Consider the following 15,316-nt stretch of genomic DNA (forward strand, 5'->3'; position numbering starts at 1 on the left):
CAGCCCGGTATCCTCCGGGTGCCCGCGTCGCATTGCGTTCAGCGGCGAGTTACTCTGAGTTGTCCCGTTCCCGCTTGTGATGGAGCGCACACTCTCCGTGAGTTTCACTGTGGTAACCCTGGGGAAAATCGCTGTCCGCATGCTGGTAACGTGCACCGTGGTCCCGGTGGCCAAAGGCATGCACACCGTGACCCCGGCCGATGAACACATCCGGTCTTCCCACCGGACACGGCTGACTTTCCGCAAGGCGCCTTCGGGGGGCGGGGTCCTGTGCACAACCCGTCCGCCCCGCTCACCGGCGCCGACGGACAACCAGGGATGCGGCCGTGCTGAGCATCGACACGGTCTCTTCCCGACCATGCATGACGTGGTGCGGCTTAGAGGTCGCCGTAGAGGAGGGGATGTCGATGACCGACGCCCATGAGTTCGTACCGGCCGCCAAGCCCGTGATCGGCGAGGAGGAGATCGAGGCCGCGGTGCGCGTGCTGCGCAGCGGCATGGTCGTCCAGGGGCCCGAAGTGGCCGCCTTCGAGGAGGAGTTCTCGGAGCTCGTCGACGGACGCCACTGCGTCGCGGTCAACTCCGGTACCTCCGCCCTGCACCTGTCGCTCCTCGCCCTCGGCCTCGGCCCGGGCGACGAGGTCATCGTGCCGTCGTTCTCCTTCGCCGCCTCCGCGAACGCGGTACGGCTGGTCGGCGCCGACGTGGTCTTCGCCGACATCGACCCGGAGACGTACTGCCTTCACCCGGCCGCCGTCGAGGCCGCCCTGTCGCCGCGCACCGCCGCGATCATGCCGGTGCACCTGTACGGCCATCCGGCCGCCATGGACAAGATCATGGCGATCGCCGAGCAGCACGGGCTCGCCGTGATCGAGGACGCCTGCCAGGCCCACGCGGCCGCGCTGAACGGCACCCCGGTCGGCGCCTTCGGTGCCGCGGGCACCTTCAGCTTCTACCCGACGAAGAACATGCACAGCCTCGAGGGCGGCATGATCTCCACCGGCGACGCGGAGACCGCCCGCACCCTGCGCCTGCTGCGTAACCAGGGCATGGAGAAGCGCTACGCCAACGAGATCGTCGGCGCCAACGTGCGGATGACGGACGTGTCCGCCGCGATCGGCCGCGTCCAGCGCCGCAAGCTGGACGGCTGGACCGAGCAGCGCATCGCCAACGCCGCGTACCTCACCGAGCACATCACCACGCCGAACGTGATCACGCCGAAGGTCGCCGAGGGTGCCCGGCACATCTACCACCAGTACACCGTGCGCGTCCTGGGTGACCGCGACGCCGCCATGGCCAAGCTGACCGAGGCCGGCATCGGCAACGCCGTGTACTACCCGACTCCCATCCACCGGCTGAAGCCGTACTGGGAGCCGGACCAGAAGGCGGGCCGTGACTGGGACCTGCCCGAAACGGACCGCGCGGCCGCCCAGGTCGTGTCCCTGCCCGTGCACCCGGCCCTGTCCGCCCAGGACCTGGAGCGCATCGTCACCGCCGTCAATGCTCTGGGGGAGCAGCTGTGAGTACCGGGAAGTCGCTGCGAGCCGGACTCGTCGGCCTCGGTTCCATGGGGCGTCACCACGCCCGCGTGCTGTCGGGTCTGGAGGGCGTCGACCTCGTCGGCGTCGTCGACCCGATGGGCGACAAGTTCGGTGCCGCCCACGGCGCGCCGATTTTGGACACCGTCGAGGAGCTCATCGCGCTCGGCGTGGACTACGCCGTCGTGGCCTGCCCCACCGCCCTGCACGAGCCGGTCGGCCTGGCGCTCGCCGAGGCCGGCGTGTGCGCGCTGGTCGAGAAGCCGGTCGCCGACACCGTCGAGGGCGCCCGTCGTCTCGTCGAGGCCTTCGAGTCGCGCGGCCTGGTGGCCGGCGTGGGTCACATCGAGCGCTGCAACCCGGCGCTGATGTCGCTGCGCGCCCGTCTGGAGGCCGGTGAGCTCGGTGACGTCTACCAGGTCGTCACCCGCCGCCAGGGCCCCTTCCCGCACCGCATCGCGGACGTCGGCGTCGTCAAGGACCTCGCCACCCACGACATCGACCTCACCGGCTGGGTGACCGGACGCCAGTACGTGTCCATCGCCGCGCACACCGTCTCCAAGAGCGGCCGTGAGCACGAGGACATGGTCTCCGCGGTGGGGCGTCTCGACGACGGCACCATGGTCAACCACCTGGTGAACTGGCTGAGCCCGCTCAAGGAGCGGTTCACCTCGGTCACCGGTGATCGCGGCTGCTTCATCGCCGACACGCTCACCGCCGACCTGACGTTCCACTCCAACGCCGCCGTGACCACCGAGTGGGAGGCCCTGCGGGCGTTCCGCGGGGTGTCCGAGGGCGACATGATCCGGTACGCCATCCCGAAGCGCGAGCCGCTCCAGGTCGAGCACGAGCTGTTCCGGGACGCGGTACTCGGCAAGCCCGCCGACATCTGCACCCTGCGTCAGGGCATGCGCACCGTCGAGGTGGCCGCGGCGCTCCTTGAATCGGCCACGACCAACACCAGCGTTACCCTTCCGGTGGAGGACCTGGCCGTCCATGGCAGCTGAGCATCACACATCGGGGGAACGATGCGTGCTCGGTAGGACTCCTATGTTCTGTGAGACTTTCCCCGCAGGACCCAGCCGCGCCGGCTGGCGGAGACCAGGAGCCCGAGAATGAGTGCTGCGCCTGACGTCAGCGTCGTCGTCGCGGTCTACAACACGATGCCGTACCTGACGGAGTGCCTGAACTCCTTGGTGGAACAGAGCATCGGACGGGAGCGGCTGGAGATCGTCGCTGTCGATGACGGTTCCACGGACGACAGCGGCCGCGAACTCGACCGGTTCGCGGCGCTGTACCCGGACACCGTCAAGGTGATCCACCAGCCGAACTCCGGTGGCCCGGCAGCGCCCAGCAACCGGGCGCTGGAGGTGGCCACCGGCCGCTACGTGTACTTCATCGGCTCCGACGACTACCTCGGCGAGGAAGCGCTGGAGCGGATGGTGGGCTGCGCCGACAAGCACGGCTCCGACGTCGTGGTCGGCAAGATGGTCGGCACCAACGGCCGTTACGTGCACCAGGCGCTGTACAAGCAGAGCGACCCGGACGTCAGCCTGTACCACTCCGCGCTGCCCTTCACGCTGGCCAACACCAAGCTGTTCCGGCGGGACCTGGTCGAGAAGTACAAGCTGCGCTTCCCCGAGCACCTGCCCGTGGGCAGCGACCAGCCGTTCACCATCGAGGCGTGCGTCCGCGCCAAGAAGATCTCGGTGGTGGCCGACTACACCTGCTACTACGCGGTCAAGCGCGGCGACGCCAGCAACATCACCTACCGCGCCGACCACCTGGCGCGGCTGCGGGCCGCCGCCGAGATCATGGACTTCACGGCCGGTCTCGTCGAGGCGGGTCCCGAGCGGGACGCGCTGCTGCGCCGGCACTTCACCTGGGAGCTCGCCAAGCTCGTCCAGGACGACTTCCCGGGCCTGGACCGCGAACTCCAGCGGCAGATCTGCGCGGGTATCGCGCGGCTCGCCGACATCTACTTCACCGACGGCATCCGTGACGCGATGGACGTCAAGCGCCGGGTGCGCATAGCCCTGGCCAGGGCCGGGGCGATCGACGAGCTCGCCGAGGCGATCAGCTCGGAGAAGGAGCACGGGGCGCCGCCGTTCGTCCTCGAGGGCGAGCGCGCCTACGCCCGGTACGCCGGTTTCCGCGACCCGCGCATCGGCCTGGCCGACCGGGTCTACGAGCTGGTCGGGGAGTCGGTGCCGGGCCGTCTCGCCCAGGGCACCGAGCTGCTGGCCTCCGCCTGGGAGCAGCAGGGCGAGGCGCTCACGTACACGCTGTCCGTGCGGGTGCCGGTGCTCGGCGATGTCGACGGCGCGGTGCTGCGGCTCGCCGACAAGGCCATGCCCAAGTCGGCCGACAAGCCCGGCGCGCGCCGGCTGAAGGCGGGCCATGTGCTGCCGGCGCCGGTGGGCGGGTTCACGCTCGAGCCTTCCGCGGACGGCGCGGCCACCGTGCTGCACGCCCGGGTCCCGCTGGCGTACGTCACCGCGAAGCGGGGCGTGCGGGTATATCTGGACGTGGCCGGTTCGACGTACGAGATTCCCGTCCGTGGCAAGGACCTGCCCATGCCGCTGGCGCGTCAGTGGGGCCGGGAGGGGGACCCCTACCGGGCGTCGGCCCTGGTGAACGACAAGGGGCGTGTCGTGATCGACACGGCCCAGATGTACCCGCCGAGGATCGCGGTGCTCCGCCGGGGGCTCGAGAGACTCGCGCGGAAACTGAAGTCCGGGGCCGGCCGCCTGAAGCGGGCCGTCGGCGCCAAGAAGTCCAAGCCGAACGGCTCCAAGAAGCCGACCGGTTCCAAAAGGAAGTAGCGACCCTCCATGAACATCTGTGTAGTAGCACTCGGCAAGATCGGCCTGCCGCTGGCCGTGCAGTTCGCCGCCAAGGGCCACCGGGTCATCGGCGCGGACGTCAACGAGAAGGTCGTCGAACTGGTCAACGCCGGCGTCGAGCCGTTCCCCGGCGAGCACGACCTCGACGTCAAGCTGAAGCAGGCCGTCGACGCCGGGCTGCTGAGCGCGACCACGGACACCGCGTCCGCCGTCGCCGAGTCCGAGGCCGTCGTCGTGGTCGTCCCGCTGTTCGTGGACGCCGAGGGCACCCCGGACTTCGGCTGGATGGACTCCGCGACGAAGGCGATCGCGCAGGGCCTCAAGCCCGGCACCCTGGTCTCGTACGAGACGACCCTCCCGGTCGGCACCACCCGCACCCGCTGGGCGCCGATGCTGGCCGAGGGCTCGGGGCTGACCGCGGGCGAGGACTTCCACCTGGTGTTCTCGCCGGAGCGCGTCCTCACCGGCCGCGTCTTCTCCGACCTGCGCCGCTACCCCAAGCTGGTCGGCGGCGTCGACGAGGCGTCCGCCGCCCGCGGCGTCGAGTTCTACGAAGCCGTCCTCGACTTCGACGCCCGCGACGACCTGCCCCAGCCGAACGGCGTGTGGGACCTGGGCACCGCCGAGGCCTCCGAGCTGGCCAAGCTTGCCGAGACGACCTACCGGGACGTCAACATCGGCCTGGCGAACCAGTTCGCGCGCTTCGCCGACAGCAACGGCATCGACGTCAAGAAGGTCATCGAGGCCTGCAACTCGCAGCCCTACAGCCACATCCACCAGCCTGGCATCGCCGTCGGCGGTCACTGCATCCCGATCTACCCGCGGATGTACCTGTGGAACGACCCGGCCGCGACCGTCGTGCGCTCCGCCCGTGAGGCGAACGCCGCGATGCCCGAGTACGCCGTCGACCTGCTGGCCGCCGCCTACGGCGACCTGACCGGCGTGAACGTGCTGGTGCTGGGCGCCGCCTACCGCGGTGGCGTGAAGGAGACCGCCTTCTCCGGCGTGTTCCCGACCGTCGAGGCCCTCAAGGCGCGGGGCGCGGTGCCGTTCGTCTCGGACCCGATGTACACGGACGAGGAGCTCACCGCCCACGGTCTCACCCCGCACGCGGGCGAGAAGGTCACCGCGGCGATCCTCCAGGCCGACCACGCCGAGTACCGCACGCTGACCCCGGCCGACCTGCCGGACGTCACGGTCCTGGTCGACGGTCGCCGTACGACGGACCCGGAGGCCTGGAAGGGCGTCCGCCGCGTCGTCATCGGCGGCTGAGCGACACCCGCGTAACAGACGGCTCGGGCCCTTCCTCGTACGGACGAGGAAGGGCCCGAGCCGTTCTTCTGGTCGACTACTGTGCGCCCACGGTCGGCCGGGGTTCGGGTCGGCTGGAGCGCTGCACGGACGGTCCGGCGCGGCGCAGCCACCGTTCGGCCGGGTGCTCCACCCAGTGGTAGGCCGTGCCCGCGGCAGCCAGGCTGACGACCAGCACACCCGCCCAGAACAGAAGCGTTTCGGCGCCCGGGGCGGGCTTGCCCCAGTGGAAGACGGCCGCGCGGATCACGATCTCGTGGATGAGGTACCAGGCGAACGACCAGTGCCCCAGTCTGATCATCCAGGCCCCGCCGAGTCCGGTGCGCCTGCCGTCCAGGTCGGCGCGGGCGGCGGCGCAGATCAGAGCCGCGAAGATCGGTGCCGACAGCCATTGCGAGGCGGTGTAGGGGCTGTACCAGAGGGCGTCCGGGACGGCGTGCGACCAGGGGATCAGGGCCAGGTGCCAGCCGACGACGAGTCCCGCGGCCGCCCACAGTGGCACGGGCGGCCGCCAGCCGCGCTTGAGCGCGAGACCGGCCACCACGCCCAGCACGAACTGAAGGGCGCGGGTCAGCGGCAGATAGTCCAGCGCCCAGCTGCGCGTGGTGGGCGAGAGGCCCGACAGGGCCGGCCACAGGACGAGGGCGGCGAAGGTGACCCCGAGAGCCGTCCAGAGCCAGACCCGGGCGCGGCGACCCGAGAGGGCCGCCAGCAGCGCGGGGAAGAGCAGGTAGAAGAAGGCCTCGTCACTGAGCGACCAGGCCGCCGGGTTGCCCCCGGTGAACATCACCGGCTGCGGGAACCAGGCGTGCACCACCAGCAGCGTCGCGGCCACCGCCTTGAGCGACACGGCGTGGTCCATCACGGCCCATACGGCGACCGACAGCCCGACGCTGACGGCCAGCAGCGGCCAGATCCGGGCGAAGCGCCGCCACAGGAACACCTTGGTGGGCACGTGTGCGCCGTCGTACGTCCAGGCGAGGACGACACCCGACAGGACGAAGAAGAACGTCACACCGCTACGGCCGTACCAGACTGTGTCGCTGAGGTACGGGACGGTGCCGACCTGGCGGGACAGGTGATACAGAACGACCAGCAGGGCCGCCCAGAAGCGGAGCCCGGTCAGCGACGGAAGCCGGTCGCGACCGGGCCCGGGTATGGAGGTCAATGGGGATCCTTGTCAGGGAAGCAGAAGGCGGTCGAACTCCTCACGGACGACCGGCCAGTCCCATGCTGCCACCGCGTGCGCGGACGCCGCCTGTCCGGCGCTCCGCCAGCTCTCGGGTGTCGCGGTGACCTTCAGGATCCGCTCGGCGGCTTCCTCCGGCGAGGCGACGACCCAGTCGGCGGGGAACAGCGTGCGGGCGCCGTTGGCCTTGCCCGCGAAGAACGGCCAGTCGCGGCCGACCGGCACGGCCCCGCTCGCGGCGCCCTCGACGAACCCGCAGTGGAAGCTCTCCCGCACGGAGGAGCTGAGGATCACGCCGACGTCGGTCAGCGCGGCGGGGACGTCGTCCACCTGGCCCAGCCTGCGGACCGCGCCCGAGGGCTCCAGCTCGGCCAGGTCGCCCCGGTAGAGCCGGGCGTAGGCGCGGGCCGCGGCACTGAGCTTGGCGTCGACGTCCTCACCGATCAGCAGGAGCCGGTAGCGGGGGTCCTCGGCGCGCAGGATGCGCAGTACCTCGATCGCCCAGCGGGGGTCCTTGGCCACCGACGAGATCCCCGTCACCCCCAGGGTGAAGCGGGCATCGTCCGACTTGTGGCGCACCTGGCCCGTCAGGTCCATGGCGTTGGCGATGACGTGCAGCCGGGGTACTCGCTGCCGCCCCGTGGGCGCCAGCTGGGGCGCCACCGCGACCGTCAGATCCCGCAGATGGGCACCGACGAACACCAGGTCGTCGATGCGGGAGAAGTCGACCAGGAACGGCCAGGGGCTGAAGGTCTCAGCGCTGTGCAGCCGCACGACGATCCGGGTGCCGCCCGGATCCACCGAGGTCAGCAGCGCGGCCGGTCCGACGCACCAGTCGACGAAGACGGTGTCCGCCCAGTCCAGGTGGGGACGCAGGAGTTCCTCGGCCTGTCGGCCGAACTCCTGGTCGTCGCCCAGACGGTGGGCCGCGATCCGGTGGAGAGAGCCGGCCAGCTCGTCGAGCTCCGGGACGTCCTTCAGGTCGAGGGAGCGCACCTCGAGGCCCGGGTGCGCCCGGTAGTGATCGTGGATCGGCCGGAGAAAGTTCGCGTTGCCCCAGGTGACGAACAGCAGGCGCAGCGGCCGGTCGGCCGGCGGGGTCGCGGGCTCGGCGGCGCGGCCCGCTCCCTCGGTCAGCGCCCGGACGGCCGTACTGCTCCGCAGCGGGGCCAGGTAGGCGTCGGGGTCCTTGGCGAGCGGCGACGTGGTCCGGTCGAAGTGCAGCACCCGGTGGAAGGCCAGTTGGAGCGCCCGGACCACGGAGGCGGCGGCCGCCGCACCGTCACCTCCGGCCAACTGGGCGTCACCGTAGGCGAGTTCGGCGGAGACGGCGGCGGTCAGGGCGCGTGGGGCCCGGCCGCGGGCCAGCTCCAGACGAGCCGCGTCGCCGAGCAGGTCGGCCCGGTGCCGCGCGCTGGTCGTGCGGCGGGCTGCCGAGCTCAGGGTGAGGACCGCGCCCTCGGGCCGGTTGGCCTTGTCCAGGCCGTCCCGCACGCGCTGGGCGATGCGGAAGCGCAGCGAGTCGGACAGACCGGGAGCCGACACCACGAACCGCCAGGCGCGCGCACCCGCCCCGGTCCGCAGCAGCCTCGGATGCAGAGCGCTGCGGGCTACCGCTCCGGGCAGCCGCCGGACCCCCCGTTTGCCCGTCGTCATGCCCGCGGCCTCCCCGCGAGCGCCGGACGGATCGCCTCGCTCAGCTGCTCGGCCGCGGGGGCCATCAGCAGGCCGCGGGTGAACCGGGAGGCGTGGGCGCGCGCCTCGGCCCGCTGTTCGGGAGTCGTCTCCACGGCCATCCGGGCAGCCTTGACGAACGAGTCGGCGATGCCCTCGGCGTCCAGGCCGCAGGCCCCGGTCCACAGCGGGTGCCCCGCCAGCACGGCGGAGGCGTCGTGGTCCACCTCGTGGGCGGAGACCACCGGCAGCCCGGAGGCCATGAACTCGTATACCTTGCCCGAGGTGACGAAGCGTCCGCCGACGAGCATCAGGACCAGCGCGTCCCAACGGCCGTAGGTCGGTCCGACCTCCGCCTTGGGCACCGGGCCGCCGAAGAGCACGCCGTCGGATTCGGCCTGCCGGATAAGCGTCATATGGGCGTTTGCCTCGCGGCTGGCGCCCGCGCCGATGTGCCCGCGGATCTCGAACCGGGACCGGGCGACCAGCGGGTCGCGCTCCCGAGCCGCCCGCCAGCCGTCCAGGACGGTGGCCAGGAACGCCGGCTTGAAGTTGACCGAGCCCAGGTAACCGAAGGTCAGGCCCTTCTCGGGGTCCGGTTGGCCGTGCACCTCCGGGACGCTGTCCGGGTCGAACCCGTTGCGCACCACGTGGACCCGTTCGGCGAGCTGCGGGTAGCGCTCCCGGTAGAAGTCCGCGATCGGGTCGTTGACGCACCAGATCGCGACGGCGTCCGACAGGACGCGCTCCTCCCACTCACCCGCCACGGAGTCACGGGTGAAGGCCTCGCCGCCGCCGATGACGTCGACCGACCAGCCGTCACGGAAGTCGATGGCGTAGGGGACCTGGTGCGTCTCCCACAGCTTCCAGGCCGCGGCCAGGTTGACGTACGGCGCGCAGCTCGCCAGCAGCAGGTCGGCCGGGAACTCGCGGTGGATGTCCACGACGCCCTGCTCCAGGGCCGACCGCCAGCCGCCGAAGACCGGCTCGGGGAAGTGCTCCAGGTGGCGGTCCCGCTCCCGCTGCATCCAGCGGATCGGGTTCAGCGCCCGGTCCTCGGTGAACAGCCGGATGTCGGTCTCCAGGTCCTCGCGGGCCAGCGGGAGTTCGACGATCCGCACCCGCGGGTCCACCGGGTCGGAGAGCGTGTGGTCGAGACCGTACTCACGCTCCCAGGACTCCTCCGCGATGGTGAGCACGGTCACGTCCCAGCCGAGTTCGACGAACTTGTTCGCCGTCTCGCGCATCCGGTACGCACAGCTCTTGGCCGCCGGCGGGAAGCCGATGGCCAGGTAGATCATGTGCGGACGGACTCCGTCGGGTCGCGGGCCCGTCGTCCTGGGGCGCTTGATCACGTTTCGCAAGGGGTGCTCCGAGAGACTGATGGAACGGTGACGAGAGCGGCTGCGGGGTCAGGCCTCGACGATGGCCTGGACCGCGCGCACGGCGGCGTTCCCGTCACCGTACGGCGTTCCGCGCGGGGTCTCGGGCGCCGGACGGGTGGCGAGTTCGGTGAAACCGGGGGTCTCGTGCGGGTCGGGCACGAGGTGGTTCCAGCCGCCCTCGAGGGTCTCGACCCATTCGGTCTCCGGGCGCACCGTGGTGCAGGCGCGGCCCAGCAGGAAGGCTTCCTTCTGAAGACCACCCGAATCGGTGACAACGCCGGCGGAGCCGAGGACCGCGCCCACGAGCCCGGCGTAGGGAAGGGGACGGCCGACACGCACCGCGCCCTGGTTCAGGTCGATGCCGTGCTGCTCGGCGCGGGCCACCAGGCGCGGGTGCGCCAGCAGCGCCACCGGGACGGGCAGGGCGGCCAGGGAACCGATGATGGCGGCGAGCCGCTCGGGGTCGTCGGTGTTGTCCGGGCGGTGCAGCGTCGACACCAGGTAGGGGGCGTCGGCGTCGATGCCCTCGGGCAGCGTCGGGCGGGGGTGCTCACCGGCGAGTACGGCGTCGCGGATGCGCAGGCACACGTCGACCATCACGTCGCCGACGAGGGCGGAGCGGTGTGCCAGGCCCTCGTTCGAGAGGTGGCGCATGGCCTCCTCGGTCGGCGCGAGCAGCAGGTCGGCGGCGTGGTCGGTGAGGACGCGGTTGTGCTCCTCGGGCATCCGCCGGTTGAAGGAGCGCAGACCGGCCTCGAGGTGGGCGACGCGGTAGTGCAGCTTCACCGCGGAGAGCGCGCCGGCGACGGTCGAGTTCGTATCGCCGTACACCAGTACCCAGTCGGGCTTCTCCGTCTCCAGTACCTTGTCCATGGCCGCGAGGACCGCGCCGGTCTGCTCGCCGTGGCCGCCGGAACCGACACCGAGGTGCACGTCGGGGTCCGGAATGCCCAGGCCGGAGAAGAAGACATCGGAGAGGTCCGCGTCGTAGTGCTGGCCGGTGTGCACGATGACGTGCTCGTGGGGGGTGTCGGAGAAAGCCGCCGCGATGGGCGCGAGTTTGACCAACTGGGGGCGTGCGCCCACGACACTGATGACCTTCACGTGCGCTGCTCCTACCGAATAAAACGTATGGACGGCCGAACCCAGATCATACGGGCGCGTCAGGTACCGACGACGCGGCCCGGCGACAGCCCGGCGACAGCCGTGCAACGGCCCTGCAACGGCGCGGCCCGTGCCGTTGGGCGACTCTTCACTGACGGTATGCTTCGGTGGGCCGGGTTATCGGTTTATGCAGCCGTGCCGTCAGCGCCCCAGTGCACTGCGCGAGACGCCCGCTTTGGACGGAAACTGGTGTGCGGGCCCGAACATTCTTGCGGGCTCCAGCAACGTGCCAGACGCTTCAGATTCAGGAAAGGCACACATACATGGAGCTCGACAGCACCGACGGGCAGAGAAGGCCCAGAGCGGCCTCCCGAGGCCGAATTGTGATGCTGGTCGACAACGGTGTCCGAAATGACTCGCGTGTCCAGAAGTCGGCTCGATCCGCCGCCGAAGCCGGGTGGGAGGTCGTGCTCTTCGGAATTTCGCCCGCTCCCGAGCTCCAGACCTGGAACATCGGCGACGCCGAGGTCCGGCTGGTGCCCAAGCCGAGCCCGCTCGGCCCCAGCAGGCAGGACAGGCACGGCCTGCGCTGGCGCAGCCCGCTCGCGTACCGCTCGCCCCAGGTCGCCAAGTACCGCAAGCAGCAGGTGAAGGCCTGGCGCGCGGACCTCCGGTTCCGCGCCGCCGCCGCCAAGGCCGCCGGCCCCGGCCGGCCGAGCGCCAGTGGCGCGGCCGCCCGACTGTTCGTGCCCAAGGCCGCCGCGAAGGCGACGAGCAAGTGGGTCTCGCTGCGTTCCCGCCTGACGCACCGCGCCAAGCGCAAGCGCTCCAGGTTCGACACGCCGCTCGACAAGTTCCAGATCAAGTTCTGGCAGCTCACCATGGGGCAGCGCGCCTGGCGTCGGCTGCTGCCGTACCTGTGGGACTTCGAGCTGGCCTTCGGCCCGCACATCGACGAGCTCAAGCCCGACCTGATCCACGCGCACGACTTCCGCATGCTGGGCGTGGCCGCCAGGTCCGCCGTCCGTCTTCGGGCCGCGGGCCACCCGGTCAAGCTGGTCTGGGACGCGCACGAGTTCGTGCCCGGTCTGCACTCCCACCACGACCGCTGGATCCCGGGTCACGTGGCCTGGGAGAAGGAGCACGCGGTCTTCGCCGACGCGGCGATCACCGTCTCGCCCTCGCTCGCCGAGCTGCTGGTCAAGGGCCACAAGCTCAGGGAGACGCCCTACGTCGTCCTGAACGCCCCGGTGATGAAGCCGGCCCCCGACGAGGTGGCCGACGTGGAGCCGGTTCCCGACCTGCGGGAACTGTGCGGCGTCGACGCGAGCACCCCCCTGCTGGCGTACTGCGGTGGTATCAACCCGGTACGCGGCGTGGAGACCATCATCGAGGGTCTTACGCGGATGCCGGACGTGCATGTCGCGCTGGTCTCCCTGCCGCCGTCGGGCAAGCACTTCCCCGCCACGAAGAAGATCATCGAACTGATCGAGGAGCTGGGCGTGGGCGACCGCGCCCACATCCTGCCCTTCGTGCCGCACTGGCAGGTGCCCGAGTTCCTGTCCACGGCGAACGCGGCGGTCAGCCCGCTGCACCACCTGCCCAACCACGAACTGGCCCTGAGCAACAAGTTCTTCGAGTACTCCCAGGCCAGGCTGCCGATCGTGACCAGCGACATCCGCACCATGGCCGAGATGGTCGAGAAGACCGGCCAGGGCGAGATCTTCAAGGCGCAGGACGTCGAGGACTACGTACGTGCCGTCAAGGCCGTCCTCGCCAACCCGGAGCGCTACCGGGCCGCCTACGACGACCCGGGGCTGCTCGAGAAGTGGACCTGGGAGGCCCAGGCCGTGGTCCTGGACCAGATCTACAGCCGGCTGCTGCCCGGCGACGGGAAGACCGTGTGACGGGACGGCTGTGACCACGGCGTCGGTCCGGTGAGGGGACGGGGAAACGTCCCTTCGCCGGACCGACGTCCACAGCACGCCCCCCGCACGGACGCAGAACAGGTGGAGGACCTCCTCGCATGACCCACGTACTTCTGGTCGCCGGTACGGCGCCGACGCTCTCGATGCTGAAAGCCGCCGTCGAACAGTTCCGGGCCGCGGGAGCGACGGTGCGGCTGGCCGGCTACTTCGATCGCGAAGCGGTCGACGGCGTGCTCGACGCCGCGGACGTCTGCTCGCTGACCGAAGCGGCCGCCGAGCGGGGCGAAGTCTTCGCCAAGCGCGTCGCGAAGCTGCCTCCCGCCCGTAGGACCTGGGCGAGCGCGGAACGCACGCGGTGGATTCTGCGTGACGCCCGCCGGGCGCAGGTTCTGGTCGCCCTGGACGCGAACGCCGTTTACACCGTCTGGCGGCTCGCCGAGCGCAACCGGCGGGCCGACGCGGTCTTCGGCGTCGCACCCGGTCTTCGAGCTCTCCAGGCACGCGGCGAGCGCCCGGTGCAGTACGCGCTGCGTGACGCCGTCCGTACCGTTCCCTCGCCCACCGTCACCCTGCGCTCCACCAAGCGCGGGGTGCGGCACAGCGCCGGTGCCGTGCTGCGCCGGGCGTCGTCGCCCGCCGTGATGCGCACCGCGATCGGCGCCAAGGCCTGGCGGACCGCGGTGGTCGCGCCGCGCGTCCCGGACGCGATGCGGGCCAAGCTGGCCCGCCGGGTGAGCCTGAGCATGACGAAGGGCGGCCGCAAGACCGGCGCCACGCTGGTGCTGGACCAGGCCGCCGAGCGGATCGGCAACCGCAAGCTCAGCGCCGCCCTGCTGGCGGACGCCGCCCGCGCCGACCTGGCCCGTGGTCACGACAACCCGAAGCTGCGCAACAAGGCCATCGGGGCAGCGCTGAACATCGCGGACCAGCGCTTCAAGAAGCAGGACCTGGCGACCGCCGCCGACCAGCTCTCCACGGCGTTCGCCCTCGCCTTCAACCGGGGTCTGCACTTCGACGGGGTCTCCTCGCCGATGGCCGACGATCCCGACGCCTACCTCGCGGTCTTCCGCAAGAACGCCGCGTTCAAGGCCCTGTCCGCGCCACGCGGCCGTGCCCTGCCGGCCGCGCCCGCTCCGTCCGGACGCCCGCTGCGGCTGCTGGTCACGACGTACGCCAACGCCGCCTTCCTGAAGGCGATCCGAGACCGCTACGAGAACCACCCCGACGTCGAGATCCGCTATCTCGACGTCAACGAGGACGACACGCTGCGGCCGCTGGTCCGTGGCATCAAGCGGATCATGGAGCACGCGCTGGGCGGCCAGCCGGCCTTCCACGACAAGGTCGAGGAGGCGCTGCGGCCCCACCTCGACTGGGCGGACACCGTCTTCGTCGACTGGTGCACCAACGCGGCGGCGATCTTCACCGCCGTCGACCCCGGCACCACGCGCATGGTCATACGGCTGCACAGCTACGAGGCTTTCGCGTTCTGGCCGCATCTCGTGGACTTCACGCGGGTCGACGACCTGATCCTGGTCAGCGACCATCTGCGCGAGGTGGTGGAGAAGGTCCTGCCGCAACTGGCCGGAGCCGACACCGCCACGACGCACGTCGTCGCCAATGCCATGGATCTGCTGCCCTTCAACCGGCAGAAGACCGACCCGGACGTCCGTTTCAACCTCGGTCTGGTCGGCGTCAGCGCCGTGGCCAAGGACCCGCGCTGGGCGGTGCAGGTGCTGCGGCTGCTGCGCGAGAAGGACGAGCGCTACCGTCTGGTGGTCATCGGCGAGGGCCTGCCCCGCAAGGCGAGCGCGGCCGTCCGCGCCTACGACGACCTGCTTCAGGCGGACCTGGAGGAGCTGGAGGCGGCCGGCGCCGTACACCTGGTGGGCCAGACGGACGACGTGCCGGCGGCGCTCACCGAGGTCGGCGTCATCCTGAGCAGCTCGGTCCGCGAGAGCTTCCACTGCGGCCTGGTGGAGGGCACCGTCAGCGGTGCGCTCCCGGTGGTCCGCGACTGGCCGTTCTTCGCCTCGCTGGAGAACGGGCCGCGTACGCTCTTCCCGGCCGACTGGGTCGTCGCGACGCCGGAGGAGGCCGCGGAGCGGATCCTCAAGCTCACCGCCACGGAGGACAGCTGGCGCGCGGCGACGGAGCCGGCGGCGAAGCACGCGCTGACGATGTGGGACTGGTCGGTGGTGAGCCGGGAGTTCGACCGGCTGCTGCTGGGCGCGAAGGCGTAGCCGGTCACGGCGTCCGCCGAGGTGCCCGCCGCGGCGGGGATCGTCCGATCGTGGAAAAGGGTTCGGCCGCGTCCGACTGGACGTGGCCGAACCCTTTCTCC

At 71.0% G+C, this 15,316-nt stretch carries 10 protein-coding genes; 6 read left to right on the top strand and 4 right to left on the bottom strand.

The features are described 5' to 3' along the window. Positions 1-407: 407 nt before the first annotated feature. The 4 genes from ACFVYS_RS14960 to ACFVYS_RS14975 all read left to right on the top strand — a co-directional run bounded on the left by ACFVYS_RS14960 (position 408) and on the right by ACFVYS_RS14975 (position 5,656). Positions 408-1,523, top strand: a complete 1,116-nt coding sequence (locus ACFVYS_RS14960) for a DegT/DnrJ/EryC1/StrS family aminotransferase (RefSeq protein ID WP_389502147.1) — start codon at positions 408-410, stop codon at positions 1,521-1,523. Continuing rightward, the gene (locus tag ACFVYS_RS14965) at positions 1,520-2,545 is read left to right on the top strand and encodes a Gfo/Idh/MocA family protein (protein ID WP_389502149.1); all 1,026 of its coding nucleotides are present in this window, start codon (positions 1,520-1,522) and stop codon (positions 2,543-2,545) included. Before ACFVYS_RS14960 ends, ACFVYS_RS14965 begins: the two co-directional genes overlap by 4 nt. Positions 2,546-2,653: 108 nt before the next feature. After that, on the top strand, positions 2,654-4,363 hold the full coding sequence (locus ACFVYS_RS14970) for a glycosyltransferase family 2 protein (RefSeq protein WP_389502151.1): 1,710 nt from the start codon (positions 2,654-2,656) through the stop codon (positions 4,361-4,363). A gap of 9 nt (positions 4,364-4,372) precedes the next feature. After that, positions 4,373-5,656, top strand: coding sequence for a nucleotide sugar dehydrogenase (locus ACFVYS_RS14975; RefSeq protein ID WP_389502153.1), 1,284 nt, complete (start codon positions 4,373-4,375; stop codon positions 5,654-5,656). A 76-nt stretch (positions 5,657-5,732) separates the two neighbouring features. On the opposite strand, the gene ACFVYS_RS14980 is transcribed toward ACFVYS_RS14975, so the two are convergent. From ACFVYS_RS14980 to wecB, 4 genes are all read right to left on the bottom strand, one after another. Further along, positions 5,733-6,863 (bottom strand): acyltransferase family protein, encoded by a 1,131-nt coding sequence (locus tag ACFVYS_RS14980; RefSeq protein ID WP_389502154.1) that lies wholly within the window; start codon positions 6,861-6,863, stop codon positions 5,733-5,735. Positions 6,864-6,875: 12 nt separating this feature from the next. Next, a complete protein-coding gene (locus tag ACFVYS_RS14985) occupies positions 6,876-8,540 on the bottom strand; it encodes a hypothetical protein (protein ID WP_389502156.1) in 1,665 nt (554 codons plus the stop codon). Then, on the bottom strand, positions 8,537-9,859 hold the full coding sequence (locus ACFVYS_RS14990) for a glycosyltransferase (RefSeq protein WP_389502157.1): 1,323 nt from the start codon (positions 9,857-9,859) through the stop codon (positions 8,537-8,539). Before ACFVYS_RS14990 ends, ACFVYS_RS14985 begins: the two co-directional genes overlap by 4 nt. Before the next feature lie 111 nt (positions 9,860-9,970). Next, positions 9,971-11,047, bottom strand: a complete 1,077-nt coding sequence (gene wecB, locus ACFVYS_RS14995; protein ID WP_389502159.1) for a non-hydrolyzing UDP-N-acetylglucosamine 2-epimerase — start codon at positions 11,045-11,047, stop codon at positions 9,971-9,973. A gap of 323 nt (positions 11,048-11,370) precedes the next feature. On the opposite strand from wecB, the gene ACFVYS_RS15000 reads away from it, so the two are divergent. Beyond that, positions 11,371-12,954 carry a glycosyltransferase family 4 protein gene (locus ACFVYS_RS15000; RefSeq protein WP_389502160.1) on the top strand — a complete coding sequence of 528 codons (1,584 nt, stop codon included), beginning with the start codon at positions 11,371-11,373 and terminating at the stop codon, positions 12,952-12,954. A 119-nt stretch (positions 12,955-13,073) separates the two neighbouring features. Beyond that, positions 13,074-15,215, top strand: coding sequence for a glycosyltransferase (locus ACFVYS_RS15005; RefSeq protein WP_389502162.1), 2,142 nt, complete (start codon positions 13,074-13,076; stop codon positions 15,213-15,215). The last annotated feature ends 101 nt before the right edge of the window (positions 15,216-15,316 follow it).

The sequence above is a fragment of the Streptomyces sp. NPDC058295 genome (assembly GCF_042880655.1).
Taxonomy (GTDB): Bacteria; Actinomycetota; Actinomycetes; order Streptomycetales; family Streptomycetaceae; genus Streptomyces; species Streptomyces coriariae.

What these genes read in the sequence shown, in the direction of transcription:
- ACFVYS_RS14960 (WP_389502147.1), top strand. Translation starts at nt 408, where the DNA reads ATGACCGACGCCCATGAGTTCGTACCGGCCGCCAAGCCCGTGATCGGC.
- ACFVYS_RS14970 (WP_389502151.1), top strand. Translation starts at nt 2,654, where the DNA reads ATGAGTGCTGCGCCTGACGTCAGCGTCGTCGTCGCGGTCTACAACACG.
- ACFVYS_RS14975 (WP_389502153.1), top strand. Translation starts at nt 4,373, where the DNA reads ATGAACATCTGTGTAGTAGCACTCGGCAAGATCGGCCTGCCGCTGGCC.
- ACFVYS_RS14985 (WP_389502156.1), bottom strand. Translation starts at nt 8,540, where the DNA reads ATGACGACGGGCAAACGGGGGGTCCGGCGGCTGCCCGGAGCGGTAGCC.
- ACFVYS_RS14990 (WP_389502157.1), bottom strand. Translation starts at nt 9,859, where the DNA reads ATGATCTACCTGGCCATCGGCTTCCCGCCGGCGGCCAAGAGCTGTGCG.
- ACFVYS_RS15000 (WP_389502160.1), top strand. Translation starts at nt 11,371, where the DNA reads ATGGAGCTCGACAGCACCGACGGGCAGAGAAGGCCCAGAGCGGCCTCC.
- ACFVYS_RS15005 (WP_389502162.1), top strand. Translation starts at nt 13,074, where the DNA reads ATGACCCACGTACTTCTGGTCGCCGGTACGGCGCCGACGCTCTCGATG.